Origin of the sequence: Ruegeria arenilitoris, assembly GCF_013032445.1 — a bacterium.
Classification (GTDB): Bacteria; Pseudomonadota; Alphaproteobacteria; order Rhodobacterales; family Rhodobacteraceae; genus Ruegeria; species Ruegeria arenilitoris_F.
The window spans coordinates 97,939-116,589 of the sequence record NZ_WQCA01000003.1; the positions used below are offsets into that span (position 1 = coordinate 97,939).

The window sequence follows — 18,651 nt, forward strand, 5'->3', positions numbered from 1 at the left end:
TCCCACGTTAAAGGCTGAGGACGACCTCCCCATACTGGGTGATCATTCGGGACGACCCGAACGTCAATGAGGTGTCCTTATGTCCTGGATATTTCTGTTACTCGCTGGCCTGCTGGAAATCGTTTGGGCCGTTGCAATGAAGCAATCCGCCGGTTTCACCCGGCTTTGGCCGACCGTTATCATGGGTGTGTCTATGATCGGATCATTCGGCTTGTTAGCCATGGCAATGCGGACGCTGCCGCTGGGCACGGCCTATGTCATTTGGACTGGAATCGGCGCGGTGGGCGCGTTTCTGGTCGGCATCATGCTGTTGGGCGAAACAGTAAACGCCGCGCGTATTATCGCGGCGGTTCTGATCGTGACCGGTCTAGTGACAATGAAATTGGCCTGAGCGTGCGCTCAGGCCTTTTGCAGGGCGTCGATTATGCCCGAGAAATCCTGCGCCTTCAGGCTGGCACCGCCGACCAGCGCACCGTCGACGTTCGAAACGCCAAATATATCTTCTGCGTTCGACGGTTTGACCGAACCGCCATAGAGCAAACGCACGGACCGACCGACGCCTTCACCAAAACGCCGTTCCAGGCGGGTGCGGATAAAGTCGTGAACCTCTCCGATTTCGTTCAGCGTGGGTACCTTGCCGGTGCCAATGGCCCAGATCGGTTCATATGCGACGATTAGGTTCTCACCGGTCGACTGGTCGGGGATCGAGCCCGACATCTGCCCACCGATGATGTCCAGAGTATTGGCGGCCTCGCGCTGTTCCAGGCTTTCTCCGACGCAGATGATAGCCTTCAGACCGGCATCCATTGCGGCGCGGGCCTTGGCGCGTACATCCTCGTTCTGTTCTCCGTGATCTTCACGGCGCTCGGAATGGCCAAGAATGACTGCGTTTGCACCGGCGTCCAACAGCATGTCCGCACTGATATCGCCGGTGTGTGCGCCGGACGTTGCCGCATGGCAATCCTGACCGCCGACCGTGATTCCCGTTTCACGCACAGACTCAGCCGCTTGGTGCAGAAGGGTGGCAGGTGGGCAGATCAGCACGTCTACAGTTGGATTGGGGAATGCGCGGGCCAGAGCCTCCAATTCGCTCAGCGCCGCCGTGGTTCCGTTCATTTTCCAATTGCCAGCCGCCAGCTTAAGCCGCATGTCCCAATCTCCCTGAAGTATAGTTGTTCTTCAAACCCGATAGCACCGCCAGTCCGGGCTGACAATTCCGGTTGCAGAGCGGGCTGCAAAACGGCAGTGTCCGCGCGCGGAAAGGAACGGGCGTATGATCGACAACCTTGATCTGACAAAGCTGGACCAACGTGATCCAGTCGAACTTGCCAAGCTGCTGCGCGCGTTGGGTGAGGTGGGCTTTCTGACCGTCTCGAATACCGGGCTGGATAGTGACCGTGTGCGTCAGGTTTTGGACGCATATCGAAAGTTCTTCCATCTACCCGAGGCCGAAAAGAAACGGGTTGATATGGCGCTGACCGGATCCAATCGCGGCTGGGGCGCGTCTCGATCTGAGCAAGTCGATCCAGAAGCGAATCCAGATTTCAAAGAGGTGTTCGATTGCGGTTTTGAATTGCCTGCGAACAGTCCGTATGCCGCTGCGGATCTGGGTGTTTATGCCCCGAACCTGTGGCCGGATCGCCCGCCCACATTCAAGGGCACGATCCAGACCTACTACACCGATGCCTGCGCGGTTGCGATGCGGGTTCTGCGCGCGATTGCGGTTGCGCTGGGGCGTGCAGAAAACAGTTTTGACACCGCATTTGATACGCCGATGGCACTGCTGCGGGGCAATTTCTATCCACAACGCCCGGAATGGGCCGGAGAGCGCGACTTTGGCATCGGCGCCCATACGGATTACGGCTGTCTGACATTGCTGGCCACCGACGGCACCTCGGGGCTTGAGGTTCGGATGCCCGACCACAGCTGGGCAAAGGTCGAGGCCGCGCCGGGGACCTTCATCATCAATTTTGGTGAAATGCTGGAGTACTGGACGACGGGACAAGTCAAAGCCACTCTGCATCGCGTAGTGGGTGGTTCGCAGGAACGTTTGTCCGTGCCGCTGTTTTTCAACCCGTCCTACGATACCAACGTGGCACCGCCGAACTCAGATCAGACTATTCGCGCCGGCGATCATCTGACCCGTCGGTTCAATGAAACCTACGTTCACCTTCAGGCATCTTAGGATTGGGGCGTCAGCCCTTCGTCGAACTTGATCGACTCGCCGCAACCGCAGGCATCGACAACGTTCGGGTTGCGGAACTTGAAACCCGATTCCAGCAGAGAAACTTCATAATCGATCTCAGTCCCGAACAGGAACATCTGCGCCATCGGCGCAATTATGACCCGTGCGCCGTCCTGTTCGACGACCTCGTCATTCGGGTCAGCCTGATCGACATAGTCCATGGTGTATTCCATGCCGGCGCAACCGCCTTTCTTAACGCCAATGCGCAAGCCAGCGTGACCACCTGATTTCATCAGGCGGACAATCTGCTCTGCCGCTTTGGGCGTCATGGTCACGGCCTGTTTGCCGGGAATGCCGAACATTGTGATCTCCGTTGTCGCGCGTAGCATTCAATTTAGTGCCGACAGGGCGATGGCTCAAGGCATAGCAGTGCTGCTTACCTAACTTTTCTGCCCTCCAAGGAATGGTGCTTGCCTTTTGAAAGCAGGTGACCTTAGCTGAGCGTATGGGTTTTCAGATGGTTTGAAATAAGGTGAGGTGGGATGGTTAAAGGCAAAGTTATGCGCAAAAACATAGTATTGGCGTCTATTCTTGCGCTAGCTGCAGGTGCGGCGTTGGCCGAAACTGCGCAAAAAACGCATCCGGTCAATTGCGCCACCGCCGAAGGTGATTTACGCGCGATTGCGGCCGAGAAAAAACACGCGCAGGATCAACAGCTTGAAAGTGTGGCTGCCCTTACTCCCGCCGGGGCACTTTTGGGATTGGTGACCGGCACTGAAAACAAGAGGCTGTCCATGTTAGCCGGCGATTATGTAAATGCGTTGGATGAGCGTGCCGCTAAAATCAAGTCTGAATGCGGCGTTCAGTAACCCTTTCAATACAATAAGAAAAGACCGCTCCCGGGCAAGAGCGGTCTCTTATTCATGTCGTCCGGCCGGGGACCATGGGGGACGTGCAATTCCTCCCGGCCTGTGCTGTGGCGCAATGGGATGCAAATAACAGCACGCCGGAACTATTCCCAGAGTTGGTAACGGTTTTCCGACGGGTTAGTGACAGAAAGATAAATCTTTTGCGACAGGGGGTTGTTCCGTCCGGCTTACATAAAGCCAAGTTCCAGTCGCGCCTCGTCTGACATCATCTCCATGCCCCAAGGCGGTTCCCATGTCAGTTCTACGTCAACTTCCTTGATGCCCGCGACGGGTTCAATCGCTTCGACGATCCAACCGGGCATGTCCCCGGCAACCGGACAACCAGGGGCAGTCAACGTCATGATGACCTTCACCGCGTTTTCCTGCGTGATGTCTATCGTGTAGATCAAACCCAGATCGTAAATATTGACCGGTATTTCAGGGTCAAAGACCGTACGGCAGGCTTCTACCACTGCGTCGTACAGGGGATGCTCGATGGACGAAGGCGCAATCAGCGGTGTGCCTTCCAGATGTTCACTCGGATGAGTCATTCGTGCCTCGGGTCTGGTTCCTGAGCAATTATATAGGGAAAGCCTGAGGCAGCGTCCAGAGGTGCAATGACGCCCCTGAGGGGCGCCTGCAGTTCTTAGTCGTTGATGTCGTGCCGGAAGGTTTTCACCTGACCATGGGGTAGGGAGTAAACACGCCGCAGCACCAACCACGCGATCAAGGACAATGCTGCGAAAATCAGCAACAAAACCGGCAGCGAGGGTACCATTCCCGGAATAACCAGCAGCAACCCGGTGATGGCTGCCCCGATTGCAAAGCCCAAAAAGATAAATCCGGGCAGGACAATCTCGAGAATCCCAAGCGCTAGCGCTGCGGCCAGCCAGATCCACCAGGTCAGCCAGAAGGGATCGGCCATTATTTTCCTCCTCTCAGCATCTTGAAGGCATCGCCAAAGGCCTCAAGCGCGTTGGCGGGTACGACGATGGTTTGCGATCCGGTGCCATTGCCCAAGGCATTCAGCGCCTCGACCTGTTTCAGGGCGACCTGATACTGCGCGGCCTCAATGCCGTTGTCCTGAATGGCCTTGGCAACGACGCCGGTTGCGTAAGCCTCAGCCTCGGCCTGAATGCGGCGGGCCTTGGCGGTTTGCTCGGCGGCGTACAACTCGGCATCGGCGCTGAGTTCAACTGCACGTTTTTGGCCTTCCGCTTCGGTCACCTGTGCGCGGCGGGCGCGTTCGGCGTTCAGCTGTTGCAACATCGCGTCACGGGTTGCCTGATCCAGGTTCACGTCCAGAATCTCGGCGCGGGTCACTTCAATGCCCCAGTCATCAACGGCGGTTTCAACGCTTTCCTGAATGCGGGTGATCAGCTGCGCACGGTTCGATTGGACCTCATCCAGATCCATTTTACCGATTTCCGCCCGAACGATACCAGCCACGGTTGTCGCAATCGCACCATCTACGTCACGAATACGATACACCGTCTTTTCAGGTTCGAGAATGCGGTAAAACACCGAGGTGTCGATCTGTACCAAAACGTTGTCTTTGGTGATCGCATCCTGCGTTGCATTGGGTAACTGACGCTCAAGGATGGATATCTTGTGGCGGGCAACATCAAGAAAAGGAACGATAAAGTTTATGCCCGGACCAAGCACCGAGTGCAGGCGTCCGAACCGTTCGACCACGTATTTCTCGGATTGCGGAACGATCTTGATGCCCTTGAAAATGACAACGATGATCAAAACCGCTGCCAGCAAATAAATGATGTTTGACGTCAACAATCCAATAATCTGGTCTTCGTTAATGCCTATCATATCTGTCCTCTTTTATTGTGTACTATAGTATACATGTGGGGATTGAGTCGCCCGATTTCAATTCTGGTATGGGGTGAAAGATCATAGAAGCAAATCTATGAAGTTACGGATGCAAGTTGGATGTTACGGAATGTGACCGCTTTGCATCCTATCGTGTTTGCGGTATCGGGCAGAGATGAAACTGATCATAGATACAGACCCCGGCATCGACGATGCCATGGCGATTGCCTATGCCGCTGCTGCACCCGAAATTGAACTGATTGGGCTGACCACGGTGTTTGGCAATACCCATGTGCACCAATCCAGCCGCAATGCACGGTTTTTGTTGGATAAACTGGGCTTGGACGCGCCGGTGGCCGAGGGTGCCTCATACGCGCTAAGTCAGAGTCACCACGCCCCGTCCGAACACGTGCACGGCCCAGAGGGCTTTGGCGACATTACTGAAATTCTTGAAATCGGCGCAAACCACGATATGTCTGCGGCCGAGTTTCTGGTTGATACGGCGCGTCGCTATATGGGCGAGTTGGTCGTCTGTGCGGTTGGCCCGTTGACTAATGTCGCGCTGGCGATGCAGTTAGACCCTGAGTTTGCTCGCAATATCAGTCGGTTGGTTGTCATGGGTGGCGCGATTTTTTGTCCCGGCAATGTGAATCCACACGCTGAGGCCAATATCTACCACGACGCCCGGGCCGCCGATATTGTCTTTGCCGCGCCGCCGGAAACCATTCTGGTGGGGTTAGATGTGACGTTGAAAACCCTCTATGAAACCGCCGATTTCGAGGCGCTGGCCAAAAGGTCCCAAGATATGGGTGGGTTTCTGCGCGATATCTCCAAGTTCTATCTGAATTTCTACAAAGAGGTCGGCGGGCTGGAAGGCTGCGGCCTGCACGATTCAACTGCGGTGATTGCCTGCACACACGAGCAGATGTTCGAGATGGTTGAAACCGGCCTGAGCGTGGTGACTGAGGGGCCAGAGATGGGCGCGACCCGTCCCGATCTGTCCCGGCCCGCGATCCGCGTGTGCCGGGATGTGGACGGGGCAGGGGTCGTGCATCTGTTTACAGAGCGCGTCGCGTCACTGCCCTGACGGGTTGCAATGGTCCGACAGATCAGGCACATCCCACCCGTTTCAGCGACCCCGAGGCAACCCCATGACCGAGCGTTTTTCTTTTGACCTGAAAGCCACCGACGGCAAGGCCAGAACCGGCGTGATTAACACACCGCGCGGCGAGGTGCGGACGCCTGCCTTTATGCCTGTGGGCACCGCGGCGACGGTCAAGGCGATGATGCCAGAAAGCGTGCGCGCCACCGGGGCGGATATTCTGCTGGGCAACACCTATCATCTGATGCTGCGGCCCACGGCGGAACGCATCGACCGATTGGGTGGTTTGCACAAGTTCATGAATTGGGAACGTCCGATCCTGACAGACTCGGGTGGATTTCAGGTCATGTCGCTGGCCGGGCTTCGGAAGCTGACCGAAAAGGGCGTGACGTTCAAATCCCATGTGGACGGGTCCAAGCATGAACTGACGCCCGAGCGTTCGATGGAGATCCAGCGTCTGCTGGGCTCGGACATCGTCATGTGTTTCGATGAATGCCCGGCCTTGCCTGCGGATCGGGAACGCATCGCCGAGTCGATGCGCCTGTCGATGCGGTGGGCCAAGCGGTCTCGTGAGGCGTTCGGAGATCGCCCGGGCCACGCGCTGTTCGGCATCATGCAAGGCGGTTTGGAACAGGACCTGCGCGAGGAAAGCGCCGAGGCGCTCAAGCAGATCGGGTTCGAAGGCTATGCTGTCGGTGGTCTGGCCGTGGGCGAGGGGCAGGAGGCCATGTTCGATTGCCTTGACTACGCCCCCGATTTCCTGCCGGTCGACAGGCCGCGCTACCTGATGGGTGTTGGCAAACCCGACGATATCGTCGGCGCGGTCGCGCGCGGTATCGACATGATGGATTGCGTGCTGCCTTCACGTTCGGGCCGCACAGGGCAGGTGTTCACTCGGCGCGGCGTCGTGAACATCAAAAACGCCCGCCACGCCGATGACCCGCGCCCGCTGGACGAGCAGTGCACATGCCCGGCCTGCTCGAACTATTCACGCGCGTATCTGCACCATGTGTTCCGCTCGAACGAGATGATCTCGGGCATGCTGCTGACCTGGCACAACCTGCATTACTTTCAGGAAATCATGCAGGGCATGCGTGATGCCATCGCGGCGGGTACGTTCGAAGCATGGCAGGCCGAGTTCCACGCGCAGCGGGCGCAGGGAGATATCGAGCCGCTCTGACAAGCGGACCGTTGGTGACAAAACGCTGTTGTCTTGCTAGTTTAGGCTCGGATTAATCAAGTCAGTTTCAGGTTTTGTATTGGTGGTTCTGATGCCTCGATTTGTGCTTTTTTCGGCCTTTTCGCATTGTTAACGTCAGTCTCTCATGCGGATGTCTGGACGTTTGAAACACCGTCCGAAAACATCCAATGCTCGGTTGGGCAAGAACTGAATGGATCGGACATTTACTGCACCATTATTGAACGCCGGGGCACCCCCGCCATGCCGCGTCCTGCGGATTGCCAGTCGGATTGGGGGCATGATTTCTTCATCTTGAATACCGGACCGGTTCAGATGATGTGCCAACCACTCAACCGAAATCGCGACGGGTTCAGCAGGGCCGAATATGGCGCAACCGGAGAGTTTGGTGGGTTCACCTGCCATTCCTCGAAAAAGGGGTTGGAGTGTAGGAATCAAGACGGTCACGGCTTTTTCCTGTCCCGCGCGGTCCAAAGGGTGTTCTAGCGCGCGCTTTTTCAACTCGGTTGGTATGTTTTTTTAAAATCGGTGGATATGTCCACCGGACGCCTTGCAGTCCGGAAAACCTCGGGTCATTCTGAAACGCGATAAACGACGGTAAGGTTGAAAAAGGGCGATGAGGCCCCACCTTTATCGTCCAAGACAGGAGATGGCCAAGCGTTGCCTTATTCAGGGACCGGAGCCATCTTGCCAACGATAAGGATAGAGCATGCAAGAGCCTCTGAATTCCTCATACCCCGTACTTCCGCTGCGCGATATCGTGGTATTCCCACATATGATCGTGCCGCTGTTCGTGGGTCGGGAAAAATCCGTCCGCGCACTGGAAGAAGTGATGCAGGACGACAAGCAGATTCTGCTGTCCAGCCAGATTGACCCCGGTGATGATGATCCGGCCATTGACGGTATTTACCGTTCCGGCGTTCTGGCCAATGTTCTGCAATTGCTGAAGCTGCCCGATGGCACCGTAAAGGTGCTGGTCGAAGGGCAGGCGCGCGTGCAGATCACCGAATTTCTTGAAAACGAAGAGTTTTTCGAAGCCCGCGCCGAGTATCTGACCGAAATTCCGGGCGATGTCACGACGACCGAAGCGCTGCTTCGCACCGTCGCGGATGAGTTCGAGCGTTATGCCAAAGTCCGCAAGAACATCCCCGAAGAAGCTCTGACAGCTGTCGGTGAAACCACCGAGCCTGCTAAGCTGGCCGACCTTGTGTCAGGCCATCTGGGCATTGAGGTAGAGCAAAAGCAGGAACTGCTGGAAACGCTCTCAGTCAGCGAGCGGCTTGAGAAGGTCTATGGCCTGATGCAGGGCGAAATGTCGGTCCTGCAGGTCGAGAAAAAGATCAAGACCCGCGTCAAATCCCAGATGGAGAAGACACAGCGCGAGTATTATCTGAATGAGCAAATGAAGGCCATTCAGAAGGAACTTGGCGATGGTGAGGACGGCAGCAACGAAGTCGCCGAGCTGGAAGCCAAGATCAATGAGACCAAGCTGTCGAAAGAGGCGCGCGAAAAGGCTGAAGGCGAGCTGAAAAAGTTGCGCAACATGAGCCCGATGTCGGCTGAGGCCACCGTCGTGCGCAACTATCTGGACTGGATCCTGTCGCTGCCGTGGGGCACCAAGTCCCGCGTCAAAAAGGATCTGGGTCGCGCTCAGGACATTCTGGACGCCGATCACTATGGGCTTGAGAAGGTCAAAGAACGGATCGTCGAATACCTCGCGGTACAGCAGCGTTCGAAAAAGCTGAAAGGCCCAATCCTGTGCCTTGTTGGCCCTCCGGGTGTGGGTAAGACATCGCTGGGGAAATCGGTTGCCAAGGCCACGGGGCGCGAGTTCATCCGCATCTCGCTGGGTGGTGTGCGTGATGAATCCGAGATCAGGGGTCACCGTCGGACCTACATCGGCTCGATGCCCGGTAAGATCATCCAGGCACTGAAAAAGGCGAAAACCACGAACCCGCTCATCCTGCTCGACGAGATCGACAAGATGGGGCAGGACTTCCGTGGCGACCCGGCCTCAGCCATGCTTGAGGTGTTGGACCCGGAACAAAACAGCACGTTCATGGATCACTACTTGGAAGTCGAATATGACCTGTCCAACGTGATGTTCCTGACCACGTCGAACAGCTACAACATGCCTGGGCCTCTGCTGGACCGGATGGAGATCATCCCTCTGGCCGGTTACACCGAAGAGGAAAAGAGCGAGATCGCCAAGCAGCACCTGATCGACAAGCAGGTCAAAAACCATGGCCTGAAGGCCAAGGAATTTGAACTCACCGATGAGGCATTGCAGAAGATCATCCGCACTTACACCCGCGAGGCGGGCGTGCGGAACCTCGAACGTGAAATCGCCAAGGTGGCGCGGAAATCGCTGACCAAGATCATCAAGAAGCAGGCGGAAGAGGTCACTGTGACGCCCGACAATCTTGATGAGTTCCTGGGCGTGCCCAAGTTCCGTTACGGTCTGGCCGAACAGGACGATCAGGTCGGTGTCGTCACCGGGTTGGCGTGGACGTCGGTCGGTGGCGATCTGTTGCATATCGAGGCGCTGAAACTGCCTGGCAAGGGGCGGATGAAGACCACCGGTAAGCTGGGCGATGTGATGAAGGAATCCATCGATGCGGCTTCGTCTTATGTCAGGTCAATCTCTCCCCGGATCGGGGTGAAGCCGCCGAAATTCGACACGTTGGATATCCACGTCCACGTACCAGATGGGGCGACGCCCAAGGACGGCCCGAGTGCCGGTCTGGCAATGGTGACTTCGATCGTGTCGGTGCTGACCGGGATTCCGGTACGCAAGGATATCGCCATGACCGGTGAAGTTTCGCTGCGCGGTAATGCAATGCCGATTGGAGGGCTGAAAGAGAAGCTGCTGGCAGCGCTGCGCGGTGGAATCAAAACGGTTCTGATCCCCGAAGAAAACGAGAAAGATCTGGCAGAAATTCCGGATAACGTGAAAGAGGGACTGGAAATCATTCCGGTCAAACACGTTTCGGAGGTTCTGGAACATTCTCTCGTGCGCAAGCCTGAGCCGATTGAGTGGGACGAGGCTGCGGAAGAAGCTGCGGCGGCGACTGCTAATGCGTCTGAGGACTCTTTGCCTTCGGCAACAGCGCATTGATCTTAAATGGGAAGACGGGGCGACAGCCCCGTCCTTCATCTATAACAATTGCTGTCATGCGTTTTTCAGCTGCAAAAGGTGTAATCTTAGATTTTGAATAGGCTTGTTCCTGCTGCCGTGTATCACGGTTGCTGAAGAAATGATCGGCCTATTTGCGCGACGTTCTAAAACTGGCTAAAGCGGATTAAGCCGTTTTACCAAAAGGTAAGGATCGCAACCATATTCTCAGGGTGGGATTTAGACTGAGATAGGTCCGCAAAAGGCGGCTTACCATCTGCTCCAGTTGTTCATCGCTTACTTGTACAACGTCCTGAACGTCACCTCCGACCTGAGGCTTTTTAGCGAACTCACCTCTCTCAAGGCGGCTATAGTCTAGATTCGGGAAAACGATGCCATAGCGATCACGCAGTTCTAATGGCCCAGTGCCTGAATAATCTGTATATTCGGCGACCTCAGGTCGAAGCATGGGACGAGGCAGATTTAACCTCTTCTCTACACGGCGTAACTGATTAATGAACCTTAGTGTTTGCTTGTTAATTCGGTCATCTTGGTCCGCGTAGAAATGCCTTCGAAACTGCTGCATCAACACCATTCCTTCAGCAGACAGCGATTCATTGGTCGAGATTTTTTTTGCGGCCTTCGACACGATTCCCTGCAGGTCTGGCCTATGCAGCGACATAAAGTCAGAAATAATGTCGCCGCCGACCAAAGCTTCGCGGTTGAACAAGCGAACGGAAAATTTCGAATTCGAGAAAAACTCTGAATATGCGTCAAGATTGGCAGTTATGTTGTAATTTCCGGGCTGTCGAAACGTAGATGATGCTCTTAAACGCTGCTGAGTAGCTGACAAATAGTAACTGGATGGCCCCCTGACATACGCGACGAATTCCGGATTTTCGATTCCGACCTGTTTCAGCAAAAACTGGAGCTTTTCCAGCCCGGCATGGTATTGCCCCACAGGCCATAGGTATTCGGAAGAGAGAATTAACAGATCAGAATCGTGCCCTGAAATCTGACTTTTCAAGTTTTCAAGAAAAACCTCAACGCGTGAGTTGAGTTCCTGTTCTGAAAATCTTCGAAAACGTCTCGGAGCAACCTCATAAGGGCGAACTGCACCAGCAAGCAGCCCGTGGTTCACTTGTTTGCCTTGAATTGGATACAACACACCATTTTTGGCCAACTCTTTGCGCGCACCGCAAAGGGCCTTTTGGAGCGCCGTACTGCCTGTCTTAGGCATTCCAATGTGAATGATCGTCTTCAATAAACCTGCTCGTTTGGCTCACAGAGTATTGGGCATAGCCGTAGCTCGGTCTCTGAGTAAACGCAAGTTGCCCAACGTAGTGATCAAAATGGCCGAGACAGCGAGGTTCTTTTTCGAGCGTCAGGTCAATTGCCGTCTTTTCAGACCTGCGTACCAAATAAGTGGCGCTCAACAATTGCGAAAGTGATGGTGGGTGATAACGGATTTGAACCGCTGACATCTTCGATGTGAACGAAGCGCTCTACCACTGAGCTAATCACCCGTAAGGCGGCGTATTACAGAGAGTCCTCAGCCTGCGCAAGAGGCCGGTCGACAGATTTGTCGACCGGAAAAACGCGGCACTTGCAGTTGCCGCAAATGCAGTTTGCGTTGGGAGCTAACCCATGACAGCAGGTTAGAGACCCGGAAGCTTGTCTACAACGCCACGTCGGTTAAAGGTCGTGCCGCGTTTGTTGCCGAGGTTCATGCGAACTCCCACAGCGACATAAGCTTCGTTTGTGCTACCAGACGCGATAGGGGTCGAAATATGAGCAACCCCAAGATTACCATAGATGATAGTGTTATCCAGAACGTAGTAGTCTGCGCCAAGCGTGTAGAGGTCATAGTCGAGCAGGCCGTAGAGGTCGTCTATCAAGTCATAGCTGAGAGTGAACTGCCATTGGTCGCTAACGTCCGTCGAAACGGCGATACCAAAGAGCGTTCCATCAACATCAGAAAAATCGACCACTTGCTGACGACCGAGATATGCCTCGACTTCCGCTGGCCCGGCGTCAAAACAGGCTTCGATACCATAGAATTCAAGGTCTGGTCCATCTACGTAGTCACGCCCATAGTAGGCACCAAGAGAAGCGCTAACGCTTGTGTGCAAATTGGCATGCAGTGTCCAGCTGGACACGTTTTCGTCGGCGTCCTGAAAACGATACCCGCCAAGATCCAATTGCGTGCTGAATGAACGTGAGAAGGCCAGTTCGCCAGACCCGTTCAGGTTGAACGCATTTCCAAAGTCACTGTCTGTAAAAGTCGAGTACCCCAAATCCAGATAACCACCGGTTACCTCTACTGCATGGGCCGCCGTGGTTGAAATAGATGCGGTCAACACGCAGTAAATAAACACGTTTTTCACGTTTCTTCTCCGTTTGTTTTATTGTCTTGTAAAGTGTCTAAATGAGAGCACTTTGCGGGTGCAGCACTACATTCCCGTATTGGGGAATTGTATTGCGCTGCAGCAATTTCACTGTGCTGTTGCGTCGGTGACACATTCGACGGTTGAAAAGGGGACTAGGTATTAAATCGTCGCCGGAAATTCACGGCGCCTGAGGATTTTGGTGCAACCCAGACCGGTACGTAGTTGCTTCTCGTCAGGGAAAATTCGCGAATTCAGAAAAAACTTCAAAACGCCGCTTGACGCTGCCCGAGCGTAGCCATAATACACCCCAACGTTCAGCAACGAACGGGCAGCGGGCGGTTGTAGCTCAGTTGGTTAGAGTACCGGCCTGTCACGCCGGGGGTCGCGGGTTCGAGCCCCGTCAACCGCGCCATCGCTGCCATCCTTGGTCCAGGATAAAGGCCATGAAATAGATGCGCGGTTGTAGCTCAGTTGGTTAGAGTACCGGCCTGTCACGCCGGGGGTCGCGGGTTCGAGCCCCGTCAACCGCGCCATTTCCTTCCGAAAGCGATGAAATTTCCACCCCTGTTGGGGGCCATGTTTTGTTTCAGGGTTTTGATGTCAGGAGATGTCGGCAATAATCCGATAGTTCACACTTTGTTCTAACTTTTCTGTTGGAGACTCGGTGTGGCTCGCCTATTTCTAGGACACTTGTGTGTTGGGGGCCAAAATGGCTGAGCTTAAGAATATCGAGGTGCGCGGCGCGCGCGAGCATAACCTCAAGGGAATCGACGTGGATATCCCGCGCGATCAGTTGGTTGTGATCACCGGGCTGTCAGGCTCGGGCAAGTCTTCGTTGGCCTTCGATACTATCTATGCCGAAGGCCAGCGCCGGTATGTCGAAAGCCTGTCGGCCTATGCGCGTCAGTTCCTAGACATGATGGAAAAGCCGGATGTGGATCACATCAGCGGCCTGTCCCCGGCGATTTCTATCGAACAGAAAACCACTTCGAAGAACCCACGCTCGACCGTAGGTACGGTCACCGAGATTTACGACTATCTTCGTCTGCTGTTTGCCCGTGCGGGCACGCCCTACAGCCCCGCCACCGGTCAGCCGATTGAGGCTCAGCAGGTGCAGGACATGGTCGACCGCATCATGGGCGAAGAGGAGGGAACGCGCGGCTACCTTCTGGCGCCCATCGTGCGGGACCGGAAGGGGGAGTACAAAAAAGAGTTCCTTGAACTCCGCAAGCAGGGTTTTCAGCGCGTAAAAGTGGATGGAGAGTTCTATGAACTCGACGAGCCGCCCACGCTGGACAAGAAATTCCGCCACGATATCGACGTCGTGGTCGACCGTCTGGTCGTGCGTGAGGGGATGGAGACACGTCTGGCCGATAGCCTGCGGACCGCTCTGGATTTGGCGGATGGCATTGCGATTCTCGAAACCGCACCGCGTGAGGGCGCCCCCGAGCGCATTACATTCAGCGAGAATTTTGCCTGCCCGGTCAGCGGCTTCACTATCCCCGAGATCGAACCGCGCCTTTTTTCGTTCAACGCGCCGTTCGGGGCCTGTCCGGATTGCGACGGGCTGGGCGTCGAGTTGTTCTTTGACGAACGGCTTGTGGTGCCGGACCAGACGTTGAAACTCTATGACGGTGCATTGGCGCCTTGGCGCAAAGGCAAGTCGCCCTATTTCCTTCAAACCATCGAGGCCATCGCGCGCCACTACGAGTTTGACAAGAACACGCCGTGGAAAGACTTGCCCGCGAAAGTGCAGCAGGTTTTCTTGCGTGGGTCGGGCGACGAGGAAATCCAGTTCCGCTATGACGAAGGCGGACGGGTCTATCAGGTCACCCGCAGCTTTGAGGGCGTGATTCCCAATATGGAACGACGCTATCGCGAGACGGACAGCGCCTGGATTCGGGAAGAGTTCGAACGCTACCAGAACAACCGGCCGTGTGGCTCGTGCGAAGGGTATCGCCTGCGTCCTGAGGCTCTGGCGGTCAAGATCGCAGGTCTGCATGTCGGGCAGGTGGTGCAGATGTCGATCAAAGAGGCTTTGGCCTGGATTGAGGATGCGCCGAACCATCTGAGCGCTCAGAAGAACGAGATTGCACGGGCGATTCTGAAAGAAATTCGCGAACGTCTGGGGTTCCTGAACAATGTCGGTTTGGAATACCTTACGCTGTCCCGTTCAAGTGGCACTCTTTCTGGCGGTGAAAGCCAGCGTATCCGTCTGGCCAGCCAGATCGGGTCCGGCCTGACCGGGGTTCTATATGTGTTGGATGAACCTTCGATTGGCCTGCACCAGCGAGACAATGATCGCCTTCTGGGCACGCTCAAGAACCTACGCGATCAGGGCAATACCGTGATCGTCGTCGAACATGACGAAGAGGCCATTCGCGAAGCGGACTACGTCTTCGACATCGGTCCCGGAGCCGGTGTACATGGCGGCCAGGTGGTCAGCGAAGGCACGCCCGAACAGATCGCATCTGACGCGGCCTCAATGACTGGCCAGTATCTTGCCGGTACGCGCGAGATCTCCGTTCCGTCGAAACGGCGCAAAGGGAACAAGAAAAAGGTCTCAGTGGTCAAGGCGGCCGGGAACAACCTGAAGAACGTCACCGCAGATTTCCCGCTGGGCAAATTCGTCTGTGTGACCGGCGTGTCCGGCGGCGGTAAGTCGACCCTGACGATTGAAACGCTGTTCAAAACCGCCTCGATGCGCCTGAACGGTGCGCGGCAGACGCCGGCGCCCTGTGAAACGATCAAAGGGCTGGAGCATCTGGACAAGGTCATCGACATTGACCAACGCCCAATCGGGCGAACGCCGCGTTCCAACCCGGCAACTTACACCGGGGCCTTCACCCCAATCCGCGACTGGTTCGCAGGCCTGCCCGAGGCCAAGGCGCGCGGCTACAAGCCCGGGCGGTTCAGCTTCAACGTCAAAGGTGGTCGGTGCGAAGCCTGTCAGGGCGATGGTGTCATCAAGATCGAGATGCACTTTCTACCCGACGTCTACGTGACCTGCGAAACCTGCAAAGGCGCGCGCTATAACCGGGAAACGCTGGAGATCAAGTTTAAGGGCAAGTCCATCGCCGATGTCCTTGATATGACAGTGGAAGACGCGCAGGAGTTCTTTAAGGCCGTGCCGTCGATCCGTGACAAGATGGACGCATTGGCACGAGTTGGTCTGGGCTATATCAAGGTCGGCCAGCAGGCGACCACTCTGTCTGGTGGTGAAGCGCAGCGGGTGAAGCTGTCCAAGGAGTTGTCGAAACGGTCAACCGGACGGACGCTGTATATTCTGGACGAGCCAACCACCGGCCTGCATTTCGAAGATGTGCGTAAGCTGTTGGAAGTGCTTCACGAATTGGTCGATCAGGGAAACACAGTCGTTGTGATCGAACATAATCTGGACGTCGTGAAAACCGCCGACCATATCATCGATATCGGCCCTGAAGGCGGCGATGGCGGGGGCGAGATCGTGGCAACCGGAACGCCCGAAGACGTGGCCGCGGTCGAGCGCAGTCATACCGGCCGGTATCTGAAACAAATGCTTGATGGCGCGCGGGTCGCTGCGGAGTAGGGGGCTGATCCTCAGTTGAGGATATCAACCACCGCTCCGATCAGATTCAGCACCTTTCGTGTGTCGGGATCAACGCGATAGACATAGTCACCAGCGCGGATATAGCTGCCGCGGTCCAGCCCATAGCGGTAAGGATCATTGATCCAACGATAGTTGCGGTTGATGTAGTCACCCGTACGATACAGGTTTTTGACCTGTCCCGGCGGAACGCAGGGTACGGCTTTCTTTGCCAGACCCGGCGGGCAGTGCCCGGCTTTACCTTTGCCGTTCCCGGCCATGGTCATGCCAGAGCTGAGCGCAAGCGCCAGAATTGCCGTCGAAATGGTCAATACGCGTGACATCTTGCTTCCTTTGCTTGAACACTGTGGCCAAGGATAGATGGCCGCAGCCGGGCTGCGGGTCAACCCCATGGGCAGGAAGCCGCCCATGGGGTCCGCTCTTAGCCTCGTCCGCGTTTTTCGAACCTCGGCAACATGGCCGAGAAGTCCATTCCTAGCCCGTCTTCGGCCTCGACGAATTTCTGATAGAGCGCGGTAGCAACCTGACCCATCGGCGTGTCCGCATCCGCGCTCTCCGCAGCCTGTTGGCTGAGCCGCAGATCCTTTAGCATCAGTTCGGCGGCAAAGCCGGGCTGGTACTCGTTATCCGCCGGGCTGGTAGGGCCGACGCCGGGGGCAGGGCAATAGGCGTTCATCGTCCAGCTATAACCCGAAGAGGTGCTGACCACGTCAAACATCTTTTGCCGGTCCAGCCCCAATTTGTCGGCCAGCGCAAAGGCCTCGCAAGTGGCGATCATGGTGACGCCCAGGATCATGTTGTTGCAGATTTTCGCGGCCTGACCGGCACCGGATTCGCCACAATGCACGGCTTTCTGGCCCATAATGTCAAACAGAGGCTCGGCCTTGACAAAAGCGTCGTCGCTGCCGCCGGCCATGAAGGTCAGCGTGCCAGCGGCCGCGCCACCGATCCCGCCCGAGACCGGCGCATCAACCGAGAGGACACCGGCATCTTTCGCCTGATCCGCAACGGCGTGGGCGCTGTCAACGTCAACTGTCGAACAGTCAATCCACACAGACCCAGACTGCATCACGGGGATGATTTCATTCGCCACCGCGCGCAGGATTTGTCCGTTCGGAAGCATCGTGATGACGATGTCGGCACCTTCGGCAGCATCGGCACCCGAACCGGCTATGGTGACGCCGGCAACATCAACATCGGCCATGTCAAAACCCGTCACCTCATGCCCGGCCTTGGCTAGGTTGGCGGCCATTGGGTTGCCCATGTTGCCTAAGCCGATAAACCCGATTTTCATCTCTTATGTCTCCTCAAAAGTCAGCATGTCTTTGCCCAGTGGCTGCAACATCTTTGACACAGCGACCGCTGGCACGGCCTGATCGGCAAACTGCCAGCGCGGCGTGCGGTCCTTGTCGATGACCTGGGCGCGAATGCCTTCCAGAAAATCTCCGTGCTCCATTGCGCGGAAGGTATAGCGGTATTCCAACTCCAGCGCTTTGCGCAGTGTCAGGCTGGGGGTGCGCAAACGGTGCAGCATCTCAACCGTACACGCCATGGAAAGAGGCGAATTACGGTCCATGAATTTGCGCGCCTCAATGGCTACTGTGTGATCGGAATGGGTCAGGGTGTTCAGGATGTCCCCGAGAGTTTCACCGTCAAAACTGGCATCGATCTCAGGTTGCTGTTGCTCCAACTCGCTTTCGGGTGGCGCCACCGAGTGTTTCTGCAGCATCTCGGTGTCCCCCGATGCCTCGAGCATCTCGATCAGATCGGACCACTCGGCGAGGGGAATGTAATGATCAGCGAAACCGGCAAAGATGGCGTCTCCGGGGTCCATGCGGTGGCCGGTGGTGCCCAGATATTCTCCCAACCGACCGGGGGCCAGCGCCAGTATCAAAGTGCTGCCAACATCCGGAACCAGGCCAATGGAACACTCAGGCAAAGCAATTTTGGAGCTTTCACCAACGATGCGGTGACTGCCGTGACATCCGATGCCAACGCCTCCACCCATAGTGAACCCCTGCAGGAAGCTGACGACCGGTTTGGGGTATTCGAAGATCAGCGCGTTCAGACGGTATTCATCCCGCCAAAATGTGTGCCCGTAATCGTAATCCCCCTTGATGCCGGTTGCGTAGAGGTCGGCAATGTCTCCACCTGCGCAAAAGGCCTTGTCGCCCTCGGCATCCATGATCACCAGATCCACGGCGTCATCTTCGCGCCAGTTCCGCAGCGCCGCGTCGATCGCCATGCACATATCATAGGTCAGCGCGTTCAGCGCTTTGGGGCGGGTCAGGGTGATGCGCCCGGCGCGGCCAGTGATACGGATGTCGATGTCAGGCATGGGCC

The 18,651-nt window shown here is 56.2% G+C and carries 18 protein-coding genes and 3 tRNA genes; 10 read left to right on the forward strand and 11 right to left on the reverse strand.

What is annotated here, in order from left to right; translation table 11 throughout:
- Window positions 1–79 precede the first annotated feature (79 nt).
- Window positions 80–391 carry a DMT family transporter gene (locus GOW98_RS04885; protein ID WP_170329952.1) on the forward strand — a complete coding sequence of 104 codons (312 nt, stop codon included), beginning with the start codon at window positions 80–82 and terminating at the stop codon, window positions 389–391.
- Window positions 392–399: 8 nt separating this feature from the next.
- Here the strand turns inward: GOW98_RS04885 and tpiA are convergent, their stop codons facing one another.
- A complete protein-coding gene (gene tpiA / locus GOW98_RS04890; protein WP_170329953.1) occupies window positions 400–1,149 on the reverse strand; it encodes a triose-phosphate isomerase in 750 nt (249 codons plus the stop codon).
- A gap of 124 nt (window positions 1,150–1,273) precedes the next feature.
- Between tpiA and GOW98_RS04895 the strand changes: the two genes are divergently transcribed.
- Window positions 1,274–2,185, forward strand: coding sequence for an isopenicillin N synthase family dioxygenase (locus GOW98_RS04895; protein ID WP_170329954.1), 912 nt, complete (start codon window positions 1,274–1,276; stop codon window positions 2,183–2,185).
- On the opposite strand, the gene GOW98_RS04900 is transcribed toward GOW98_RS04895, so the two are convergent.
- Window positions 2,182–2,547, reverse strand: coding sequence for a HesB/IscA family protein (locus GOW98_RS04900; RefSeq protein ID WP_170329955.1), 366 nt, complete (start codon window positions 2,545–2,547; stop codon window positions 2,182–2,184). The genes GOW98_RS04895 and GOW98_RS04900 overlap by 4 nt on opposite strands.
- 180 nt (window positions 2,548–2,727) lie before the next feature.
- On the opposite strand from GOW98_RS04900, the gene GOW98_RS04905 reads away from it, so the two are divergent.
- Window positions 2,728–3,054, forward strand: coding sequence for a hypothetical protein (locus GOW98_RS04905; protein WP_254437905.1), 327 nt, complete (start codon window positions 2,728–2,730; stop codon window positions 3,052–3,054).
- 227 nt (window positions 3,055–3,281) lie between these two features.
- On the opposite strand, the gene GOW98_RS04910 is transcribed toward GOW98_RS04905, so the two are convergent.
- The 3 genes from GOW98_RS04910 to GOW98_RS04920 all read right to left on the reverse strand — a co-directional run bounded on the left by GOW98_RS04910 (window position 3,282) and on the right by GOW98_RS04920 (window position 4,908).
- On the reverse strand, window positions 3,282–3,644 hold the full coding sequence (locus tag GOW98_RS04910; protein ID WP_170329956.1) for an SUF system Fe-S cluster assembly protein: 363 nt from the start codon (window positions 3,642–3,644) through the stop codon (window positions 3,282–3,284).
- Window positions 3,645–3,739: 95 nt separating this feature from the next.
- Window positions 3,740–4,018: an NfeD family protein gene (locus GOW98_RS04915; RefSeq protein WP_170329957.1), complete on the reverse strand. Its 279-nt coding sequence runs from the start codon at window positions 4,016–4,018 to the stop codon at window positions 3,740–3,742.
- On the reverse strand, window positions 4,018–4,908 hold the full coding sequence (locus GOW98_RS04920; RefSeq protein ID WP_170330220.1) for an SPFH domain-containing protein: 891 nt from the start codon (window positions 4,906–4,908) through the stop codon (window positions 4,018–4,020). Before GOW98_RS04920 ends, GOW98_RS04915 begins: the two co-directional genes overlap by 1 nt.
- 184 nt (window positions 4,909–5,092) lie before the next feature.
- On the opposite strand from GOW98_RS04920, the gene GOW98_RS04925 reads away from it, so the two are divergent.
- The 4 genes from GOW98_RS04925 to lon all read left to right on the forward strand — a co-directional run bounded on the left by GOW98_RS04925 (window position 5,093) and on the right by lon (window position 10,335).
- Window positions 5,093–6,004 carry a nucleoside hydrolase gene (locus GOW98_RS04925; RefSeq protein ID WP_170329958.1) on the forward strand — a complete coding sequence of 304 codons (912 nt, stop codon included), beginning with the start codon at window positions 5,093–5,095 and terminating at the stop codon, window positions 6,002–6,004.
- 64 nt (window positions 6,005–6,068) lie between these two features.
- The gene (gene tgt, locus GOW98_RS04930) at window positions 6,069–7,199 is read left to right on the forward strand and encodes a tRNA guanosine(34) transglycosylase Tgt (RefSeq protein WP_170329959.1); all 1,131 of its coding nucleotides are present in this window, start codon (window positions 6,069–6,071) and stop codon (window positions 7,197–7,199) included.
- 126 nt (window positions 7,200–7,325) lie between these two features.
- Window positions 7,326–7,703 carry a DUF6636 domain-containing protein gene (locus GOW98_RS04935; protein WP_217359381.1) on the forward strand — a complete coding sequence of 126 codons (378 nt, stop codon included), beginning with the start codon at window positions 7,326–7,328 and terminating at the stop codon, window positions 7,701–7,703.
- A 223-nt stretch (window positions 7,704–7,926) separates the two neighbouring features.
- Window positions 7,927–10,335 carry an endopeptidase La gene (gene lon, locus GOW98_RS04940; RefSeq protein WP_170329960.1) on the forward strand — a complete coding sequence of 803 codons (2,409 nt, stop codon included), beginning with the start codon at window positions 7,927–7,929 and terminating at the stop codon, window positions 10,333–10,335.
- Window positions 10,336–10,519: 184 nt separating this feature from the next.
- Here lon and GOW98_RS04945 read toward each other — a convergent pair whose 3' ends face one another.
- The 3 genes from GOW98_RS04945 to GOW98_RS04955 all read right to left on the reverse strand — a co-directional run bounded on the left by GOW98_RS04945 (window position 10,520) and on the right by GOW98_RS04955 (window position 12,719).
- On the reverse strand, window positions 10,520–11,596 hold the full coding sequence (locus GOW98_RS04945) for a hypothetical protein (RefSeq protein WP_170329961.1): 1,077 nt from the start codon (window positions 11,594–11,596) through the stop codon (window positions 10,520–10,522).
- A 187-nt stretch (window positions 11,597–11,783) separates the two neighbouring features.
- A tRNA-Val gene (locus GOW98_RS04950) sits at window positions 11,784–11,858 on the reverse strand.
- A gap of 132 nt (window positions 11,859–11,990) precedes the next feature.
- Window positions 11,991–12,719, reverse strand: a complete 729-nt coding sequence (locus tag GOW98_RS04955) for a porin (RefSeq protein WP_170329962.1) — start codon at window positions 12,717–12,719, stop codon at window positions 11,991–11,993.
- A gap of 338 nt (window positions 12,720–13,057) precedes the next feature.
- On the opposite strand from GOW98_RS04955, the gene GOW98_RS04960 reads away from it, so the two are divergent.
- From GOW98_RS04960 to uvrA, 3 genes are all read left to right on the forward strand, one after another.
- Window positions 13,058–13,134, forward strand: a tRNA-Asp gene (locus GOW98_RS04960).
- A 44-nt stretch (window positions 13,135–13,178) separates the two neighbouring features.
- Window positions 13,179–13,255: transfer RNA gene (locus GOW98_RS04965), tRNA-Asp, on the forward strand.
- 176 nt (window positions 13,256–13,431) lie between these two features.
- Window positions 13,432–16,290, forward strand: coding sequence for an excinuclease ABC subunit UvrA (gene uvrA, locus GOW98_RS04970; RefSeq protein ID WP_170329963.1), 2,859 nt, complete (start codon window positions 13,432–13,434; stop codon window positions 16,288–16,290).
- Between the two features lie 11 nt (window positions 16,291–16,301).
- On the opposite strand, the gene GOW98_RS04975 is transcribed toward uvrA, so the two are convergent.
- From GOW98_RS04975 to GOW98_RS04985, 3 genes are all read right to left on the reverse strand, one after another.
- The gene (locus GOW98_RS04975) at window positions 16,302–16,631 is read right to left on the reverse strand and encodes a hypothetical protein (RefSeq protein ID WP_170329964.1); all 330 of its coding nucleotides are present in this window, start codon (window positions 16,629–16,631) and stop codon (window positions 16,302–16,304) included.
- Window positions 16,632–16,729: 98 nt separating this feature from the next.
- A complete protein-coding gene (gene mmsB, locus GOW98_RS04980) occupies window positions 16,730–17,602 on the reverse strand; it encodes a 3-hydroxyisobutyrate dehydrogenase (protein WP_170329965.1) in 873 nt (290 codons plus the stop codon).
- 3 nt (window positions 17,603–17,605) lie between these two features.
- A complete protein-coding gene (locus GOW98_RS04985; protein WP_170329966.1) occupies window positions 17,606–18,646 on the reverse strand; it encodes an enoyl-CoA hydratase/isomerase family protein in 1,041 nt (346 codons plus the stop codon).
- Window positions 18,647–18,651 lie beyond the last annotated feature (5 nt).